This is a genomic window from Pseudoalteromonas atlantica, from assembly GCA_007988745.1.
GTDB classification, from domain to species: Bacteria; Pseudomonadota; Gammaproteobacteria; order Enterobacterales; family Alteromonadaceae; genus Pseudoalteromonas; species Pseudoalteromonas atlantica.
Window position 1 is genome coordinate 301393 of record BJUT01000001.1, and the last position, 20421, is coordinate 321813.

The window sequence follows — 20421 nt, forward strand, 5'->3', positions numbered from 1 at the left end:
ATATTGAGCAATTAATAGCTACTTTACTTAAATGGTTTAATACTAAAAAATAGATGAAAACAAAAAGCCGTTTGAGTAACTAATTATATAAAAATTAATACAGCTCAAACGGCATGGTTTTATATACATGTTAGCCAAAGTGGCTAACATGTATATAAATTAAGGTATTTTAAAACTTTTTATCAGCCAAAAATTCACCCATTAACGAAGTTACTCGTTCTGGTTTTTCATCTATAACCCAGTGCCCTGCTTTTTCTATCCAAGTTAGTGTTGCATTTGGTAAGGTTTGAGCTAACTGAGGTGCATATTTAGGTTTTTGAAAGTTATCTTCATCACCCCATAAAATGAGGGTTTCATGCTTTAAGCTTTTAAGCTCACCGGCAATTGCTTGTGTGTACTCTTTATTAAGTCGGCGCATATTATTGAATAACGCTGCTTTACCTTGCTCATTACTCCATTGCTTTAAATACTGTTTTTTCAGCTCATCGGTCATTATGCTTTTATCGTATACACCTTTTGGCATAAAATCATTTAGCGTATCAACAAACTCATCAACCGATGTTTCTTGCTCTACACCAGGCTCAAGCAAAGGTTCAAACTCGGGTATTGGCCAAGAATCAAAGCAAACACTATCAATTAATATTAAGCTGTTTACTTTTTCTGGGTAATTTACCGCCATGAGTTGTGCTATTCCGCCACCTATATCATGAGAGGCGATGTTTGCTTTAGCAATACCTAGCTCATCCATAAATTGACTGATTATTTTGCATTGGGCATTAATTGATACATCGGTATTTTTTGGCATATCCGATTCGCCGTAATTGAGTAAATCAGGTGCAATAACACGATGTTGCTCACTCAGTGTTGGCATAACATTTCGCCATAGCGATTTGTTAGTCGGAATACCATGTAATAATAGTAGAGGTGTGCCCTCGCCCATTTCTTGATACGCTATTTTGTGGCCTTCAACGGTAATGGTTTGTGTTTTACTCATACTTAATATCCTCATCAATATTTAAAATTTAGCCTAAACCTGTGTATGTATAGAGATGAGCAATTATCATCCCAGCTTGTTTTTAAAATATTTTTTTTGATGTTTTAATAATTACAAAAACCTGAGAGCGTTTTAAAATGCGGTCTGCGGCTATTAATAGTAAGTAGGATTTATTTTGAGTTAAGCGAAAAGAGTAAAAAATAAAGAGTTATAAAATAACCTTCATTTTTAAAATTATGAAATAAAGTAGCAGCTACATGAAATAATTACTGCCAGTTTGGGCCTATTAAAAATAATAGGCCCTGTGTATTTTACAGTTTTATATTGTTTAATTTGGACTAGCTTAGCAAATGCTTAATTTTATTAATTAATACTTGCTGCTTTACTGGTTTTTCAAGCATGTCGTCAAACCCAAGTTCAACATACTTAGAATTACTATTTGTGTCAGAATCTGAAGTGTGGGCAATAATTTTGGTTTGCTTGTCTGCGTTATGTTTTTTTATTTTAAGCATCGCGTCTGTGCCCGAGAGTTCTGGCATAACAATATCCATTAAAATAATATCGTAATTATTTTGCGACACCATCAACATAGCTTCTATTGCATTGCTTGCATAATCTATTGCTACGTTTTCATCTTTCAGCATGGCTTTAATAACCATTTCTACGAGCGGTTCATCATCAACTAATAACAACGATTTGGTGTTGTTAAATTCTGTATGCGTTGTAGTTACAGTAATGGGTTCTTGCTTGTTTGCACTTACGGGTAACAATTCTACCGTGTTAACTAATAACGATAAATTAATAGATGTTGTTTTACCGCGCTCGTGCACAGTAATATTTTTACCGCCGAGCATTTTAAAAATTGAGATAAAAAACCGCAGCTCTAATGTAGCATCAAAATTAATATCACTTTCAAAAGACTGTTGTTTGCATACCATTTGTAACTGACTATAAAAACTCCCCTGATTTGCTAAGTTATTTATAGAAAAACCCAGCGACAAATAATGTTTACCTTGCTCGTTAATCAGCTCAGAATTTAACGACAATTTGCCTTGATGTGTGCTTTCTATAAGCTCACTAGCCAGCTGAATAATTAATTGCATAATCAGTTTTTCATCACTGCTTATGCCTTTATCTATGGGCACATTGTTATTAATAATTATATTTTTATCATCAGAGTCTTTATTAAGAATACCGGCCGTATTTTTAAGTAAGTCAGATAAATTAATAGCGCTCATTTTAAGCTTTAATTTACCGGTATCGGTTTTATTTATATTAACCAACTGCTGCACAACACAACTTAACTGTGTGCATGCATTTTCTAACTCATTGCTAAAATTGGCTTTACTGTTTTTATAATTAAGCTCTACTATAGATTGCAGTGAACTAAGTGGCGCTTTTAATTGCATTGCTAAGCGTGCTACAAATTTATCTTTGAGCTGGTTAGCTTGCTTAGATTTTTCTACTACTTTGGCAAGTAATAACTCTTTTTGATGCGCTTGTGTTTCATCTCTAAAGTAACAAACAAAGCCACCAAAGTCGGTATGCCTTTGCACAACGGTGATCCAGCGGCCATCGCTAAATCCTATATCTATTAATTGGCTATGTTCATTAGCTAGTTTATTATGTTCTTGATAATGGGTAATAATATTATTTTGTTGAGAAATACTCATTATTTGGCTGTAACTTAATTGCTTATTGTTTTGAATAACATGAGAAAACAATTCGTTAAATGCCTGATTAGTTATTACCGGAAATTCGTTACTATTAAAAATGGCAAAGCCATGCGGCAGCGCATCAAGCGAGCTTGAAAACAGCGATTCTCTATTAAGTATAAGGGTATTTTTTTGTTTAATTTCGTCATGTAAGCGCCTTGGTAAACGTAAAAAATAATAAACAAATGCAAATATAGCTAAGCTAATTAATGCCAGTTTAAATAAGTCGAACCTAGATACATTAGCAGGCGTTATCGGTTTAATGGGTTGCACATGCAAGCGCCACGTAGCAGGAAAACGGCTACTTGCTGCGCTTATGCTGTTAGGAATAGTTTTAACATTTAGCTCCCCCCTACTACCTAATATAAACTGAGGGGTTGATATAAATAAATTATAATTTTGCGTATTTAGCTTACCAATTATGGCATTTAAAAACTTACTTAAATCAAAGGCTGTGAGTGTATAAATAGCGCTATTACCCATGTTTATCTCTGAAATTAAAAACGCTGTATCGGCTACAGAAAATACCTCTACTGATTGTTTATTTGCTCGCATTGAAAATGCGTTTAGCCAATTAGTAAAGCCATAAGCTGCTAAATCAAAGTTGTTTTTAGACCATATGGCAAGTTGTTTATAGTCATTATCAAATACAACAAAACCTTTATACGTTAGACTGCTTGATACCTGCGTTTTTACTAAATCACTTAATTGTTGCTGTGTATAACTTTGTTGGCTTCTTAAAAAGCCTGCAACAATTTTATCTTTTTGAGTAATATAAAGTGCTTGGTTGTCAAAGCGCTCTAATGCATCAAACAGCGTTTGCCTTAACTGCTGAGTTTGTATGGCATAGGCACTTTTTTTATCTTTTTTATCTAACGTATATAAAAGCAAAGCCGAGAACGAGCAAATAACCAGCGCAATTAAAAAGGCCACCGGCGCTAAGCTAAATAAGTGAACAAATCGATTCAGTGATTTTGTCTCACTCGGTTTAATTGTCTTAGTTGGGGTAAAATGCTTATTAAGCTGGGTTTGCAGTAATTGCGCAAAAGATACAAATTGCTCTTTTTGAGAGCCAATAAGTGTTTTAGGTGAAATATCGGCAATGATCAGTACGCCAATTAAGCTGTTATCTAAATTATAAATGGGATATTGAGAGTAAAAGCGTACCTGTTGGCAGCGCCCTTTTGTTAGTGGGTCAAATAAGGTGTCTTCAATTATGTAGAGTTTTTCTTGTGTGCACGTTTGTGCCAAGCTATTTAATTCACTGTCGGCTTTGTATGGGTCATCGCAGCTAATAATTTGTTGCGTATACAAGGCATTATAATCAACGAATTTCACAATAGAAACATCGTAAAACTGCTTCATTAGGGCCAGTGTTTCGGTTATTTCTTGTTTTATTTCATCTATTTGTGTGTTGTTAAATTCATTTATAGTATTTGCATATGAACTGTTCATGGGCGCACTCCTTCACCTTTCGGCGGTGTAGAAATCCAACGCGTGCTGTTAGCACTTGTATGTGATGGAAGTTTTACTCTAAATGGCGGAAGTAAGTTATTTAAAGCAGGTTCGCCTTGTGCATTTAACACCGGCTCTGCCGAGGTTAAATTGAGCGAAGCCTCGCAGTAAGTTACGCCAGGCTCTATGCCAATAAGGGCCAGCGTTTGAATAATTATGTCGTTATTTATTAAATCGATACCTAGCAGCTCAAAAGTTGTTTCTAAAATAGTAAATACCAGTGTTTCTACTATATTTTCATCTTCTTCTAGTTGCGTACCTTGTGGGCAGCAAATACCGCCTAGCTCTACATCTACACTGCTTGCTACACCTATGAGCGACAGTGCATCAAGCGCGGTTCCTAATAACACTTCAACTTGTGGCAAATATAAATCTAGAATATCGCCTTGCGGCTCATACCCTGTTTGGCAACTATTGCACGACTGCGATAATTGCTGACTGTCTATGCCTAGTAACGGATTACCAAGCGCAGTTACACCAACCAAGCAACTACTATCGGCTTGTTGTTTAGCAATTGAAAAGCTTTCGCACGGGTTACCAGTAACCACCTTTTGAGACATATAGCGCGATACAATCTCGTCACCTGTTGCGGGGCACGCTAATGCTGTACTTTTTAGTAATTGCCCCATTACGGAGTTACTTAATTGGCCAATGGCATAATTAGAGCCTTGCTGTAGCGCATTGATATAACTTACATTGCCACTATTAGCGGTGTTACTAACTCCTAAACTATCTGAAAACTCATCACTTAAACTTTTTATGCACGGGTTGCCTTGGCAATTAGGCGCATCGTAATAAATGGCTTCTCGTGAGGTGAACCTGTCATCGCGTATCCCAATTAAAGCGCGATATGTTGCATTGACTTGGCGGTCTGTGTAAAAAATTAAAGGGGCTTGGTGCTCATCAAACCCAATGGCGATACCTAAAGGGGTGTTATTAGCATCAACCACTGTTATTTGGTTATCTACTTTTGTGTGATAGCGCTTAATAAGTGCATCGCGCACTAAAATAACACCACCAATTGAGCCAATAATTAAAATGGTAATAATTAAAATCAGCTCAATAGTGAGTATGTAGCCCTGTTGGTATTGTTTATTCATAGAGCGCTCCTATAGCACTTCAACCAGCATTTTTAGTACATTCATTACCTGCAGCGCCGCAGGAAAAAACACCAGCACTAAAAACATAGGAAAACAAATTAAGATAATGGGAAAGGTGGTATGCAATGCTTTTTTATTTACTTTTTTAGCTAATAAAATATTTTTTTTAAGCGCAAAGCTTTCTAATTGTGACTCAACCGCCTGTATTAACGGGGTGCCAAGCTTAGAGCCAATAAGCATTAAATTAGCTAATTTTTTTAAACCCGAGACCCCTGTTCTGTCATATAACGAATTAAAGGCTGTTTCGCGGTCTTTACCGGCACTGAGCTCAAACAAAAATAGTTTAAGCTCTTTATATAAAGGGTGTTTTTTACTTAACCCGTGATCAACCGCTAAAGCAAATGCGCGCTCTAGCGAAAAGCCAGCGCGCATATACACTAACAGCACACTTAAAAAAAACTCTAAGCTATTGTTTATTTGTACTTTACGCTGGCCTTTTTTAAATAAAAACCACATATCAGGCGCAAAAAAACTAATAAAACAGATAATGGCAACAAGCGGTGTACTTAATACATAACCAGTGATCTCTATGGCAGTATAAGCACAAAATGTGGCGGCCATTTTAAAGCAGTACATGCTCAATAAAATTTTATTTAACTGATACCCTGCTTGTCTAAATTGGCTTTTTGAAATAACAATTAATGGATACCAATTTATATTGGTTTTGATAGGTTGCTGAACCTCAGCCTTTAATGACTGCTTTTGAATATGGATAAATGCACCCATACTTACCAATAAGCCAACAAATAAAAATAGGTCTATCATAGCGTTACCCTCAAGCTTAGGCGAAGCCATAAAAAGCCAAATAACTGGCAAAGCACAGCAACGGTAATAAAGGCCATGCCATTGGGGTTATTTAACAGCGGATCGAACCAGGTTGGATCGGTGTAATTAAATAAAGGCACTAAAGCGTAGGGTAAAACGCCACTAAACAGCGCAGCGTATTTAGTACCAGAAAGCTTAGCTTTGAGTTGCTGGCGATCTAGCGTTCTTAACGACATCATTTTGCATACACTTTTAAGCATGTCAGTTAAATCGCACTGGCTTTGTGTATGAGTAATTATGCTATGTGCAAATAACCGCACGGTTTCGCAGTTGTAGCGTTTAATTAAAGGGGCAAACGAGTTTTGTATATCACTGCCCATATTTAAGCGCTGCAGTAATAAATGACTTTGCGGTTTAATGTATTTATCGGCGTGTTCGTCGGCAAATTGCATAGCCTGAACAAGTGAAAGCCCAGTACTTAAACACGATTGTACGGTTTCTATGTACTCTAAAAATAAGTGCTCAAACCTGGCTAATTTATAGTGCGCTAAATCAATAATCACTATAAAGCAGGTTATAAATACAACCAAAGAAACGATTAATGCACTCGTAGTTGCTTGAGGGTAAAAATACTGTGCAACATACCAAGTACTGGTGGCAAGCGAGCAAGCAACGCTTATAAATAAAGCATTACTGATGTTAATCCCAAGTACCCGCAGTGACACTGTGATAATGTCTTTTTCTTCAAGTACATCAACCTCGTGCTTAGTATTTGCAGCGTGTGTTTTTACTTTAAGTGTTATAAAAACACTCAGTGCTAAGGTAAATGACATAACACTTGCTATGGCCAGTAAGTAATCAAGCTTATTCATAATTACGCTCCCTGGCCGGTTGCAGTAATGCACTTATTTCGTTTGCGTTGGCACCTTGGCTTTGCATAAAGCTCACCACGCTTGAGGTACTAATTGCCTTATCATTTACTTGCTCGGTATCACTTACGCTATACAGCGCAGAGTATTGCGCACGTGCGTCTACTCGCTTTATTTCGCCAATACTTTTTAGGGTTCTTACACCGTTTGTATTTCTAGAAACTTGTACAATTAACTGAATGCTTGATGCAATTAATGCGCTGGTGTGAGTGTCGCTTAGCTGCGCGTTATGTAATTGCACTAGCGTTGATAATCGGGTTACCGCATCGCTTGCACTATTAGCATGTACGGTGGTCATTGAGCCTTGGTGGCCGCAGTTCATGGCTTGCAGCATGTCTATTACTTCACCTGCGCGTACTTCGCCTACAAGTATTCTATCGGCGCGCATTCTTAGTGCCGCTTTTACTAAATCACGCAGGGTAACGGCACCTTTACCATCGCTGTTGGTGTCGTGCGCCTCTAATTGCACCACATGATTATGGTGCAAATTTAGCTCTGCACTTTCTTCTATAGTTACTACCCGCTCGTTAGTATTTATTGAATTAGCCAGTACATTTAACAAAGTAGTTTTACCTGCGCCGGCATTACCACACACTAAAATATTCACCCCTAAGGCCACCGCGGTTTTTAAAAAAGTGAGGCAGTTTTTGCTTAAAAACTTATTGTCGATTAAAAAATCATCGTTAATTTTTTTGTGGTTAAATTTTCTAATCGAAACAATAGCAGCACTGGTGCATGCCGGTGGCACCACAATATGTACCCTGCTGCCATCTTTTAGTTTGCCATCTACAATGGGAGTCAGTGCGTTAACTTGTCGAGCGCAACTATCAAGTAATCTATCAACAAAACGACGTAAGTGACGTTCATCGTCAAACTTACTGGCTGTACATAGCAATTTACCTTGCTTATCTATCCAAATATTTTGCGTATCGTTAATTAAAATATCGCTTACTTGGTCATCCAGCATAAATTGCGCTATTGGCCCTAAACCTTGTATTTCGTCGTAAACGGCTTGTACTACTTGAGCTTGTTGATGGCTGTTAAATGATGATTGTGCAAATTCGTCAATATCACTGCAAAGGGCAGATATTTTTTCAAGCAGCGCATCATTAAGCAAAGCACTTGGGTCTTGCTCGTACTCTTCAATTACCGCATCGTGTAGAATTTTTTTAAGTGATTCAAAGGTATTTAAATTGGTTTCTACAGACTCTGGTTTACTTGATAAATTAAACATAGCGCCTCACTTAGCCACATAAACAGCTTGGTTTTTAACGCCTTTAACCACTTGAATTGTTCGGCTAGTTTGTAATTGGGAGAAATTTTGTAAGCGCCCTTGTTCAATGTCATAAGCGCTGTGCACAATTATCGATACCTTATCTTGGGTATCAATTGCGGCTAACGAATATACATCTTTAGGAAGTACAGCCAACACTAATGACACACCCGCGCTGGTTGCCGGCTCCTTTTTTGCTAGGCTGTCCATCACGCCATTTTTTTGCGCTTTACTGCCAGGACCTTTTGAAATGCCAATAAGCTGCACATCGCGCGCAACGGTTCTTACAAGCCGGTTTGTTTTAGCAACAATATCTAAGCGGTCGCCTTTGTGCACCCGCGATAATGGAATATCTAAAGTGGTTAATTTTAATGTATACAGCACTCTGCCTGCGGGGATCGCCTCTGATAAATTTTGGCTTTTAACCTGCATAAAATCTGTTTCAAATAGTGGTTGTTCACCCATTTTATTAGTGGCTAATTGCTTACCAATAAAGGCGCGGGGATTTTGTATACTTAGCGCCATATTTGCATAGTTACTGGGGTTTACATCTTTTTGGGCAATATCGTGCACACTCACTACTTGCCCCGCCGACATATTTTTATTTACCACCCAGGCAGTAACTAAGTCTTGTTCGTTTACTTGTCTGATGCCAAGCGCTGAGGCCAACATGCCAGAGGTGATAAGTAAGGTGAGTGCAGCGGTCGTCGCCCCTTTATTATTTTTACTTTTCATAATTTCCTCCTGACAAATTTCACTGCCACACGGTTGTGGCAGTGTGATTTAGGTAGTTATAATTTTAATTACCTTGTGAACCACCTGCTGCTGTACGTGTTGCAGCATCGCCACTTGGCGTTGCATTAATAAGTGCAGCACTTTCACTAAAGTCAGAGGCAACAAAAGTAAACGAGCTACCATCGCCTGCGTAAACATCTACTGCATCAACATAGCCAGAGCCTGAAATTTCTGCAGTGCCTTCGGCGTTGATCATGCCATCAAATACATAGCTTTGATCTAACGAGCCAATTGCTTCTGCTACATCTTCAAGCTCGCTGGTTACAGAGTCTGGTAAGGTTGATAAACCAATTACAAGTGCTGCCACCATAGATGTTGAAAGAATAATTAGCTCAGAAGTAAGTACAAAGCCTTGTTGTTTTTTACCGTTTAAGTTGCTTTTCATAGTTTTCATAATGATCACCTTAAATGTGTTAGAGCTTATGCCCACTTTATATATAGCGAGGACCGTGCCATTAATTAAATCATTAAAAATCAATGATTTAATTTTATTATTTAAAATAAGCTTTGCTTATCCTTGTTATGATTCGCATTTTGCAAATCATTATTAAAGTGCGTTAAAACGCAAGCAGAGATTAATTAAAAGGCAAGCTGTTAACTCATTTATACAAAGCTTTTAAAAGTAAGAGAGACGAGCAATTAGTTGGGATTATTCACAAAGCGAGATAGGTTTAAACAACGCCGAGTAAGGCTATTTTAATTGTTTAGGTAGGTACGTTATTTTTACTTTTTATGAGCGGGTTTAACTAAGGAGTGCGTAGTTTAATAAAATAAAAAGGCCTTGCGGCCTTAACTTTTACAATTACCAAGTACCGAAAGTTTCGCGTAGCGCGCTGTGGCTTGGTTGTGCTGCGCATCAAAACCTATTGCCTCATTATAATAATGACACGCCAATGCGTTATCAGGTGTCGCCTCAGCTATTAGCCCTTTGTGATAGTAATAATGACTTTTCTGCGTGCCAAATTTATAGGCAAGCTCTAAATAATTAGCTGCGATAACATAATGCCCTTGCGCATAATAAATAGACGCCATTTGTAAATACGGTGAAGCCTCAGTACCAAATTCATCAATAGCGTACAGGGCAATTTGTTTTGCTTTGGCTAAATTTCCTTGCTCAATAGCTAAGTTAATACCTAAAGATAGCGCGTTTAAAGGCGGGTTAGGTAAATTAAGAAGCTTGTTTATTACCGATTGCGCCTGATTAGCTCTTCCGCTTTTATACAGTGCATAAGCTGATACAGATAAAATAACCTTATTGTTTGGGTGCTCAAGCATTAACTGATTAAGCTCATGCACTAAGGCTAAACAATTAACCGCGCTTACCCCTTCACAAGTTAAAGCACTGCTGTTTAGTGCATACTTAGTAACAATATCACTTAGTGCCGTATGTGGGTTTACACTGGGCGCATACTCTATATGTGCGCAGCCTGATATACTCAGTAAAATAATGATATATATTACTTTCATAACCCTTGCTCCTGTATAAAACTGGCCATTTGGCTATCTAAATCAACTGTTTGCCACACACGTAAATTATTAACCGGCTCGCGGACTAAATTAGGGGTAACCACAATAATCAACTCGCGGTTGTTTTCGCTTTTACTGGTTGTTTCGCTTAATTTACCAAACAGGCTCTCGCCGTTTGCATCGGGTACAAAGTCGTGACTGGCGTTGTTATCTGTACTAATTAAGCCACCAATAATTAAAGGTTGCCCGTCTTGTAAACGGGTAGAAGTTTGCATGCTGCGCGTATTAAATGCACTGCTGTTTAAACTGCTGCCGGTGCTTTGTGCTATTTCTGCTGTGAGTGTGGTGTCTGGCAATGAAATAACCGGATTTAAATCAAGGGTTATGCGGTCTTTGTCATCCACTAAAGCACGAACATTGAGCTCAACGCCGAACGATTTAAACTCAGTACCACTAAATACTGAACCGCTGTTACCTTGTTGCCCGCTGGTAACGCCAGATGGGCTGTAGCTTGTAGGTACTGGCACTTCGCCGCCTACTTTAAATACCGCGCTTTCGCCTGCAAGTACGGTAAGTGTAGGTCGCGAAAGCGTTCTTGAAATTCCCTCTTGCTCTAGCAAAGAAAACAACATATCAATGGCAAATTGCGAGGTTGATAACTGCAAGTTATTTGTTAATTGTCCGCCAATTAATTGCAGTGCGTTTTCTATTGATGCTGAGCCAGACTCACGGGCATTCATGCCTTCTAGGCCAAATAAACCTTGCTCGTTGTTATACCCATTCGAAAGCACACTAATATCTGGACGCCATTGCTTTAAGCGGCGCTGATTAACCTCATAAAGCTGCACCGACACCCTCACTTGAGGTAAGTCTTCTACTTCAATGCTTGATAGCACTTTACCTTTAGCCACCGAAAGCAAAGTTGCCCGCGCTACGTTTGAATTTACATTGCTTAAAGTCAGGCCAGAATCGCCATTTAATAACCCGCCAGACTCATTTGCGAGTACTTCAATAGCGCTTGTTTCGTTTTGCGTTGTGTTACTGATAAGCCCGTTTGGATCTAGTGCCGATGTGGGTGCTTGGCTTGCTTGCTCTGGTTCAAATAATTTATTGATGGTATTTAACAACCGCACCAGTTCAATTTGATTTTTAACTGTTCCGCTGAGCATAAACACATCGTTATCATCGTTTGATAACTCATCAACCGAAATACGTTTTACAGTTACTTTGTCAGCCCCCATCGATTTTAACACCTGCGCTATGCGCGCCTCCTTAGGCTTTGGCGCTTGCGTAACTTTAATAAGGTTAATAATCGCTACTTTACTTGAGCTTTGTGCTAAGCCATTGTTTAAATTACCCATGCCCTGTAAACGCTGCGCTAAAGAATTAAACATTCCTTGGTTAGGCGCAGAGGTAATAACAGGTTGAGCCGATTGTGAGCTACTTGCATATAAATAGTTTTTTGCCGCTTCGTGGGCTGCATGGCGATAATTAAGCGTAGGTACTTCGCCGCGTAGAACTACCGCGTGTCTATCAGGTGCGATGGTGAGCGCTAAGTTAGGATGAATATCGTTAAGGGCATTTTCAAGTACACTGTAGTCTTCGGTCACGCCCAGTAAAAATGTTTCTGATGTGTTGTCGTCATACCACACCATCATAGAGGTGCGGCCCAACTTTTTAGCCAAAATTAATAGCTCGCGTCCGTTTACTACGTTTACATCGAGTGTGGTTTCGTGGCCTAGCGCAACACGTGCTATATCTCGGTTAAATACAAAGCGAGTATGGGTCCACTTAACTAAGTGGGATACTTTTTTTACTCTATCGCCATTGGCGTTTTCTATGTAATTTAAATTGCTTTGCTTGGCGTATACACAGCACGGTAAAAAAAGTATTACAAAAATAATGGCTTTAAACATATGCGCGTCCTCAAGTATGCGTTGAATTAACAGAGCAAGTTTAAGACCAGCAAATATTTAGCTTTAAATTCAATAAATTAAAATGATTGGAGATATAAGCACAGGCGGCTTTAGTATTTTGATTTGCAAAATGCAAATGAAGTTAGGACAGAAGGCACAAAGCAGTGCTTTGTGCCAAAAGTATTAATGCAGCGCGGCGGTAAAAGGAATGTTTTTACAAATTTCAGCTTCAGCGACTAGTAGCTCTTCTAAACGAACATCAACTTCTTCTTTATCAAAGTATTCGTACGCTAGCTCTACAAATAAGTTTTTATGTTTTTCTTCTGATTTAGCAATCGCCACATAAAAGTCTTTTTCTTTACCCTCTGGTAATGCTTGGGCAACCAATGAAAAACGCTCGTGGCCGCGGGCTTCAATAACGCCGCCAACCAGTAATCTATCCATTAAAAATCCATCACGGCCATGTCTAAATAAAGCGCGTATTTGTTTTATGTATGGATCTTTTTTGTCATCACCTAAATTAGTATCGCGTTCAATCAGCAGTTTAAGCACTTGTTTAAAGTGGATTAACTCCTCAAGCGCTAAATCGGTCATGGCTTTTACCAGTTTACGTTTGTCTGGGTAATGAGACAGCATAGAAATAGCCATGCCCGATGCCTTTTTCTCAGCGGCAGCGTGGTCTTGTAAAAACGTATTAAAGTCGGCTAAAACCGCTTCGGTCCATTCAAAGGGGGTGTTGTATTTTAATTCAAACATTTTTTGTACTACTTAAAAAATAATGCGGGGATTTTAGCGTATTTAATAGTAAAAATCTTGCAGCGCAGAGCAAAATTAACGCATATAAGGTAAATGCTTATCTATGCGCCCTTTTGCTGTTGAGTCAATTTTTAACGGGTGTTTAATATCGTTCCATGCGGTCACTTTGCCGCCTATGTTCATTTTTTCAAAGTCGGTGCGCTCGCTTTTAATGCCTAAAAACGCAGTAAGCTGAGCAAAACTTTGTGGCTTTGCTATATCAATTTCTAAGTAGTCGTTACTGCGGTGCTTAAAATACTCACGCGCGTTAGCTAAATGTGTGTTGTAGCACTTTGCTAAATAATCATCTTGGTTAATATTATCAATCGATAAGTCAGTAAAGGTCTTTAAGTAACAACGCTTTATATGAATATTAAAACCACCGTCTGGGCGCGTTAAATTAGTATGCATTCGCAGCAGCAATTGCCTAATTGAGGCAATCCAGGGTGTTTTTTCGCGCGCTAAATATATAAATTTAGCGCCGGGGTAATGGCTATCTAATGCTGGGTAGTCATTAAATACAGGGGTATCGGCTATGGCTGTGGCGTTTTCAAAACAATACGAGGTGTACGCAGTGTGCGCCGTGGCAATGCCAAACTCTAAAAAAGCGTGGCATACACTAGTGGTGCCTGTACGCGGAAGCCCTATTATAAATATTTTACTCATAACTGCTATTACTAACTATTACGTGTTACAAGCAATAAAAAGGCACTAATAACCATCACTAAAAAGGTGGCAATGGTACCAATTTGGCGATACTTAAGATTGTTTTCAACAATGCCTAAATTGTGAAAAACGCGCCCTATTAATAATGCGCCACCTAAAATATTACAATAATGGCTGGCAAGGCCTTGGTATTCGGCTAAAAAAAGCAAAATAATCGTAAAGGGTACGTATTCCATAAAATTAGCATGGGCACGCACTGCACGTTGTAATTTAGGGTTGCCGTTATCGCCAAGCGACACTTGTTCGCTGCGGCGCACTTTGATCACATTAAAACTTAAGTAAATATAATAAAACGCTAAAAGCGCAGCATACGTAGAAACTATCACGGTGTTGTCCTGTTTTATTTTTGGCAATAATAACATAGTTTTGCACAATCATAAGTTTACTTAGTAACTATGCTACAGTGTGTATTAGTTGAATTTTATAACGCAATGAAAGGAATTTATGTTTGTCCCTCGCAAAGTAGCCGACCGCTATCGTGAAATGATCAACAGCATTGGCTTTTACCCTTCTGTACTTTCGGTTGGTTTTTTACTTTTTGCTGTAATTACCATGTCGCTTGAATACATAGCGCCTGTAGAGCAGCTCAAGGCGTTTATATCTGTTGTGCTTGTAGATAGCGCCGAAAATGCCCGCACCATTTTAAGCACGCTAGCAGGCAGTATTATATCGCTTACGGTGTTTAGTTTTTCTATGGTGATGGTGGTTTTAAATTCGGCCAGTGCCAGTTTATCTCCGCGGGTTGTACCTGGGCTTATTACTCGTAAGTCGCATCAAATGGTATTGGGCTTTTATTTAGGCAGCATAATTTACTCAATTATTATGCTCATTAATATTAATAAGCTTGAAGGTGGCGATACCGCTATTCCATCGCTTGGGGTGCTGCTGTCATTGGTGTTTGGCTTAGTATCGCTTGGCTTGTTTGTATTTTTTATTCATTCAATATCTAAAGCTATTCAAGTAGATAATGTACTTAACGGTTTATTTAGCCAAACTAAACGCGAAATTAAAGCCATTGTTGATAGGCAATCAGAAAAGCCGTTCGCTGACTTTCCTGATTTTACACAGTGGCACTCAGTTAATAGCACTACCGAGGGTTATTACAAAGGGGTGCATACAGATAAGTTATGCGCCATATTAGCCGAGGAAAATATTCGGGTGTATATCTCGGTAAACCAAGGTTACTTTACCGTTAAAGGCTATCCGTTTTTAAAATGCGATAAAGACATTTCAAATAACGAAGAACTTATTGCTAAAATTTTAGACTGCTTTATTTTTTATATAGAAGAGTACATTAGCGATCATTACCGTTATGGATTAACGCAAATTTCAGAAATTGCCGTTAAAGCAATGAGCCCAGGTATTAATGACCCTGGTACAGCGGTTAAATCGATAGATATGCTGAGTATTTTATTAATTGAGCGCCTGTCGCTTAACGATACAAATTATTCGTTTAAACACAGCGACAACGCCCCGTTACTCTTTATACACGAAACCAGTTTTGATGAGTTACTGCACGATAACTTTACGCCACTGCGTAATTACGCAAAAGGCGATGCGTATGTAATGACGAACGTTTTAGAGGCATTTAAAAATATATTGTTTGTAGCGCATGGCAATGATGCAGCCCGAAACAGCCTATTTAATTACTTAAGTGCCATTGTAGATGACATAAATGAGCATGTAAGTAACGAATACGACAGACAAGAAATTACCAACATGCTTAACGCGATTGCCCGCATTAGCAAGCCACAAGGGGATAAACTAGTGGCTCGTTTTACCTGCCAACATATTAGTCAATAAAGTAAACCGCATAGCTAGACGCTGTTACTTTAATTTCTCCAGCATGATACGCATCAGGAACAAAATTACCGGGTGCGCTATCTGCTACCATCATGGTTTTTTCTGAGCGTGCATAAGGCTGAGCAGGTACGTTCATTGGGCTTAGCGACGCCGTATATAGTCCTTTTAGCTCAACGCCGTAATCGGCACTTAATTCTTTTGCGGCTTTGCGGGCATCTTGAATGGCCAATTTTTGCGCCTGTTTGTGTAGCTCTTCATAGTTGCTCGCTAAAAATTGAGTTTGATTTATTTGGTTAATGCCGTTATTTACTAGGTTTTGTAACAGCTGAGGGTATTTTTCGATTTGCGAGAGTTTAACGCTTAACGTGCGCGACACTCTAAAGCCTTTAAATTCTTGCTCGCCAGAGCTTCTGTTGTATTGGCTTTCGCGATTTATAGAAATATGCCCTGCATTAATATTACCGTCTTTAATGCCAAGCTCTTTTACTAATTTGATCGCTTTAGCCATGGTTTTATCGGCCTTGTTTTTAGCATCAATTAGGTCTTTATCTATTTCTACAATACCTACGCTTAATTGTACGTAATCAGGCATAGTGGTTACGGTTGCTTCACCTTTAACATAAATATGAGGAGCGTTAGGTGTTGAGTTTGCATGCGCATCAAGGCTCAAGGTACTTAAGGCAATTGCGCTACTTAATAAAAGAATGTGTGTTTTCATTGCATTATCCATTGTATTTTTGTTGTCACCATTAAAGAGCCTACGTGGTTAACAATAAATGAACAAGCACAAAAAAACAGGCAATTGCCTGTTTTTTGTAACTGGCTGTTACGCAATGTACAGCCTTATTTACTTTACGTTACTCAGCGTAATTAAATGCTGCAACGTTTGTAGTTACGGTATTTAGGTAACCAGTAATTTCTATCAATAGCAGCCCACAGTGCATCGTCGCTAATCTCAAGAGCTACGCCCTCTTCAATTGCTTTTTTAGCCACTGCAAATGCAATACGCTTACTTAACGTTTCAATTTCAGTCAGTGCAGGTAATAAGCTGCCTTTACCGGTGTTTGCACGGGGTGATGACTCAGCAAGCATTTCGCTCGACATACTCAGCATTGCATCGGTAATGCGTGTTGCTTTTGCTGCAATCACACCTAGGCCAATACCTGGGAAAATATAACTGTTGTTACACTGTGGAATTGGGAACACTTCACCATTAAATTCTACTGGCTCAAATGGGCTACCCGTTGCTACAAGTGCTTTACCTTCAGTCCATTTAATAACATCAGCTGGGTGTGCTTCAACCTGCTTAGATGGATTACTTAATGGGAAAATAATCGGTTGTTCACAGCCTGAGTGCATAGCGCGGATAACTTGCTCGGTAAATAAGCCCGGTTGACCCGATACACCAATTAAAATATCAGGTGCTGCACAGTGCATTACATCTAATAATGAAGCGTATTCGCCGCTGTAAGTCCACTCGCTTAATGCAGCTTGTGGTTGCGCTAGAGCTTGTTGGAAATCGCGTAAGCCTTCCATGCCTTCAGTGAGTAGGCCAAAACGGTCAACCATAAATACTTGGCTGCGCGCTTGTGCTTCGCTAATGCCTTCAAACACCATTTGGCTAATAATTTGCTCGGCAATACCACAACCGGCTGAGCCTGCGCCAACAAATACCACTTTTTGCTCGCTAAGGGTTGAGCCTTTAACACGACACGCAGCTAATAAAGAGCCTACAGTTACTGCTGCAGTACCTTGAATGTCATCGTTAAAGCTACAAATTTCGTTACGGTAGCGTTTAAGTAATGGCATAGCGTTTGGCTGTGCAAAATCTTCAAACTGCAGTAATACATTTGGCCAGCGACGTTTAACCGCTTTAATGAACAAGTCTAAAAACTCATCGTACTCATCTTGCGCAATACGCTTATGACGCGCGCCCATGTACATAGGATCATTAAGAAGTTTTTCGTTGTTAGTACCTACATCAAGCATTACAGGTAATGTGTACGCTGGGCTAATACCACCACACGCTGTGTAAAGTGATAACTTACCAATAGGAATACCCATGCCACCAATACCCTGATCGCCTAGGCCTAAAATACGTTCGCCATCGGTAACCACAATTACTTTTACTTTGCCTTTAGTGGCGTTACGTAGAATGTCGTCAATTTGATAGCGATCTTCGTAAGAAATAAATAAGCCACGTGCACTGCGGTAAATATCTGAGAATTTTTCACAGGCATCACCAACCGTTGGCGTGTAAATAATTGGCATCATTTCTTCAAGATGATCACGCACTAAACGGTAGTAAAGTGTTTCGTTGTTATCTTGAATGGCACGCAAGTAAATATGCTTGTTTAAGTTATCGTTAAAGCTTGAATACTGCTGATAACAACGCTCAACCTGCTCTTCAATTGTTTCAAAACGTGGAGGAAGCAAACCCGCAAGGTTAAAGTTTTCGCGTTCTTTTTTACTAAACGCGCTGCCTTTGTTTAAAAGCGGAGTTTCAATTAGGCCAGGGCCAGAGTAAGGAATATAAAGGTAGTTAGGATCAGTATTAGTTGTCATATTTCCAGGCTTTAACGGAGTCTTAAGTTATGATCTGCCATTATCATTGTAAAAGGTTAAATTGCAATGACAATTAAGCTTGTCAGACCATTGAGAGAAAACACATGCAGGCTTCACTGCCTGCATGGCTATTATACATAAATTAAAATTTGATAGTGGCGTTTTTGTCAGTTAAATCCGACAAAGCAACCCCTTCACGGCGCGGATCGGCACCGCCATACAATTTATTGTTTTTAACCTCTACGGCATGTAAGCCAGAGTTTAAATCAAGTACACGTACAGCATGGCCGCGTTTAGTTAATTGCGGGGCTATGGCTTCAAGCGCAGTGCCTTTTTCAAGGCTCGTGTAATCGTTACGATTGGTGGTTCTTGGCAGGTTAATCGCCTCTTGTGCCGATAAATTCCAATCCAGCACACCAATAACCACTTGCGCTACATAATCAATGATACGGCTGCCACCTGGCGAGCCAACCACTAAGCGTAAGCTGCCGTCGTTGTTAAACACCATTACTGGCGACATAGAGCTACGTGGGCGTTTGCCCGCCTCAACGCGGTTAGCTACTAATTTGCCGTCAATGCGTGGCGAAAGCGCAAAATCGGTTAATTGGTTATTTAAAATAAAGCCATTAACCATCACAGTTGAGCCAAACGCCATTTCAATTGAACTGGTCATTGATACGGCATTACCAAAGCTATCTACAATGGATACGTGCGATGTTGATGGCAACTCAAAAGAATCATCTTTTGCGTAGCTTAAATAGCCTACCGGATTACCTGCAACTGCTTTTGTGTCTTGCTCAGTAATAAGCTTGGCGCGCGATGCAATGTACTTTTTATTTAACAGCTCTTTGGTAGGCACTTGTGTAAAATCAGGGTCGCCCATGTACATATTACGATCAGCAAATGCTATGCGTGAGGCTTGGCTAAAGTAATGAATTGCCTCTTCGCTATTAGGTTTAAGCGCGCTCATGTCTTTGTGTTCAAGCAAGCCCAAAATTTGTAATACCGCTACACCACCACTGCTCGGTGGGGCCATAGAGCACACATTATAAGCACGGTATTTAATACATACTGCATCGCGTTGCTTACTTTTGTAATTAGCCAGGTCTGATTCGCTTAATGTACCCGGTGCAATTTTTGAATTTTGCACTGCGTTTACTATTTGCTTAGCGTTATCGCCTTTATAAAATGCATCAATGCCTTGTTTAGCAATGTCTTTGTATAAATTAGCTAAGGGCTGATTTTTTTTAATCGTACCGGCTTTAATTAATTCGCCATTAGGGTAAAAGTACTCGTTAATCACCGGCATACTCATTACACCTGGGTTTAATTGGCGTGCCAATAAACCGTGTAAACGAGGCGACACTTCAAAGCCCTGCTCGGCAAGTTTAATAGCGGGTTTAAATAACTCGCTCCACGCAAGTTTACCGTATTGTTGATGTGCACTTGCAAAGGCATGCAAAATACCTGGCACACCCACAGAGCGACCGCCAACAACTGCTTCAATCCACTTAACGGCTTTACCGTGTTTATCTAAAAACAGATTTTCGTCAGCATTTTGTGGCGCGGTTTCTCGGCCATCAAAGCTTGTAAGTAGGTTATCGGCTTTGTTGTAATACATCATAAATGTACCACCACCAATGCCCGATGATTGTGGTTCAACTAAGGTAAGCACTAATTGCGTTGCAATTGCCGCATCTACCGCGCTTCCGCCTTTAGCTAAAATCTGTTGTCCAGCTTGTGAGGCATACGGGTTGGCCGCGGCCACCATGTATTGATCACCAGTTACTAATTGTTTTTGTACAATTGAGGTGGTGGCTTCTGGCTCACGAATTTCTAATTTTGCAGGTTCTTTTGCTATTGTTGGCAGCGTTACTGCAAACAAACCAATAGTAAATAATGACTTAAGTTTAAAATGCATAAAAATACTAAAAACACTTAATTACGTAGTTGTATTTGGCATCTTAAAGTTAAACGGGCACAATATGCAAAAATTTTGACTA

Annotated in this window: 17 protein-coding genes; 1 reads left to right on the forward strand and 16 read right to left on the reverse strand. The window is 39.4% G+C overall.

Going from position 1 to position 20421, the window contains the following annotated elements; genetic code table 11:
• Positions 1-169: 169 nt before the first annotated feature.
• From PAT01_RS01325 to PAT01_RS01385, 13 genes are all read right to left on the reverse strand, one after another.
• The gene (locus tag PAT01_RS01325; protein WP_154944449.1) at positions 170-994 is read right to left on the reverse strand and encodes an alpha/beta fold hydrolase; all 825 of its coding nucleotides are present in this window, start codon (positions 992-994) and stop codon (positions 170-172) included.
• A 338-nt stretch (positions 995-1332) separates the two neighbouring features.
• A complete protein-coding gene (locus PAT01_RS20055) occupies positions 1333-4164 on the reverse strand; it encodes a response regulator (protein WP_186807267.1) in 2832 nt (943 codons plus the stop codon).
• Entirely contained in the window at positions 4161-5324 is a 1164-nt protein-coding gene (locus tag PAT01_RS01335) for a hypothetical protein (protein WP_154944450.1), read from the reverse strand. Before PAT01_RS01335 ends, PAT01_RS20055 begins: the two co-directional genes overlap by 4 nt.
• Positions 5325-5333: 9 nt before the next feature.
• Positions 5334-6149, reverse strand: a complete 816-nt coding sequence (locus PAT01_RS01340) for a type II secretion system F family protein (RefSeq protein WP_055253567.1) — start codon at positions 6147-6149, stop codon at positions 5334-5336.
• Entirely contained in the window at positions 6146-7021 is an 876-nt protein-coding gene (locus PAT01_RS01345; RefSeq protein WP_154944451.1) for a type II secretion system F family protein, read from the reverse strand. The genes PAT01_RS01340 and PAT01_RS01345 overlap by 4 nt, the downstream gene beginning before the upstream one ends.
• Positions 7014-8312, reverse strand: a complete 1299-nt coding sequence (locus PAT01_RS01350; RefSeq protein WP_154944452.1) for a TadA family conjugal transfer-associated ATPase — start codon at positions 8310-8312, stop codon at positions 7014-7016. Before PAT01_RS01350 ends, PAT01_RS01345 begins: the two co-directional genes overlap by 8 nt.
• Before the next feature lie 6 nt (positions 8313-8318).
• Positions 8319-9086, reverse strand: coding sequence for a hypothetical protein (locus PAT01_RS01355; RefSeq protein WP_054982510.1), 768 nt, complete (start codon positions 9084-9086; stop codon positions 8319-8321).
• 64 nt (positions 9087-9150) lie between these two features.
• The gene (locus tag PAT01_RS01360; RefSeq protein ID WP_154944454.1) at positions 9151-9540 is read right to left on the reverse strand and encodes a hypothetical protein; all 390 of its coding nucleotides are present in this window, start codon (positions 9538-9540) and stop codon (positions 9151-9153) included.
• Between the two features lie 395 nt (positions 9541-9935).
• Positions 9936-10613, reverse strand: coding sequence for a tetratricopeptide repeat protein (locus tag PAT01_RS01365; RefSeq protein ID WP_154944456.1), 678 nt, complete (start codon positions 10611-10613; stop codon positions 9936-9938).
• Entirely contained in the window at positions 10610-12529 is a 1920-nt protein-coding gene (locus PAT01_RS01370) for a pilus assembly protein N-terminal domain-containing protein (RefSeq protein ID WP_154944458.1), read from the reverse strand. Before PAT01_RS01370 ends, PAT01_RS01365 begins: the two co-directional genes overlap by 4 nt.
• Before the next feature lie 183 nt (positions 12530-12712).
• The gene (miaE, locus tag PAT01_RS01375; RefSeq protein ID WP_024033616.1) at positions 12713-13285 is read right to left on the reverse strand and encodes a MiaE family protein; all 573 of its coding nucleotides are present in this window, start codon (positions 13283-13285) and stop codon (positions 12713-12715) included.
• Positions 13286-13360: 75 nt separating this feature from the next.
• Positions 13361-13990, reverse strand: coding sequence for a sulfotransferase (locus tag PAT01_RS01380; protein WP_154944460.1), 630 nt, complete (start codon positions 13988-13990; stop codon positions 13361-13363).
• An 11-nt stretch (positions 13991-14001) separates the two neighbouring features.
• Positions 14002-14376 (reverse strand): MAPEG family protein, encoded by a 375-nt coding sequence (locus PAT01_RS01385; protein WP_154944461.1) that lies wholly within the window; start codon positions 14374-14376, stop codon positions 14002-14004.
• Positions 14377-14494: 118 nt separating this feature from the next.
• Between PAT01_RS01385 and PAT01_RS01390 the strand changes: the two genes are divergently transcribed.
• Positions 14495-15853, forward strand: a complete 1359-nt coding sequence (locus PAT01_RS01390; RefSeq protein WP_154944463.1) for a DUF2254 domain-containing protein — start codon at positions 14495-14497, stop codon at positions 15851-15853.
• Here PAT01_RS01390 and PAT01_RS01395 read toward each other — a convergent pair.
• The 3 genes from PAT01_RS01395 to ggt all read right to left on the reverse strand — a co-directional run bounded on the left by PAT01_RS01395 (position 15843) and on the right by ggt (position 20339).
• On the reverse strand, positions 15843-16571 hold the full coding sequence (locus PAT01_RS01395; protein ID WP_054982514.1) for an SIMPL domain-containing protein: 729 nt from the start codon (positions 16569-16571) through the stop codon (positions 15843-15845). The two genes, PAT01_RS01390 and PAT01_RS01395, sit on opposite strands and share 11 nt — an antisense overlap.
• 152 nt (positions 16572-16723) lie before the next feature.
• Positions 16724-18418 (reverse strand): NAD-dependent malic enzyme, encoded by a 1695-nt coding sequence (locus PAT01_RS01400; protein ID WP_004586602.1) that lies wholly within the window; start codon positions 18416-18418, stop codon positions 16724-16726.
• 142 nt (positions 18419-18560) lie between these two features.
• Positions 18561-20339, reverse strand: coding sequence for a gamma-glutamyltransferase (gene ggt, locus PAT01_RS01405; protein WP_054982516.1), 1779 nt, complete (start codon positions 20337-20339; stop codon positions 18561-18563).
• Positions 20340-20421 lie beyond the last annotated feature (82 nt).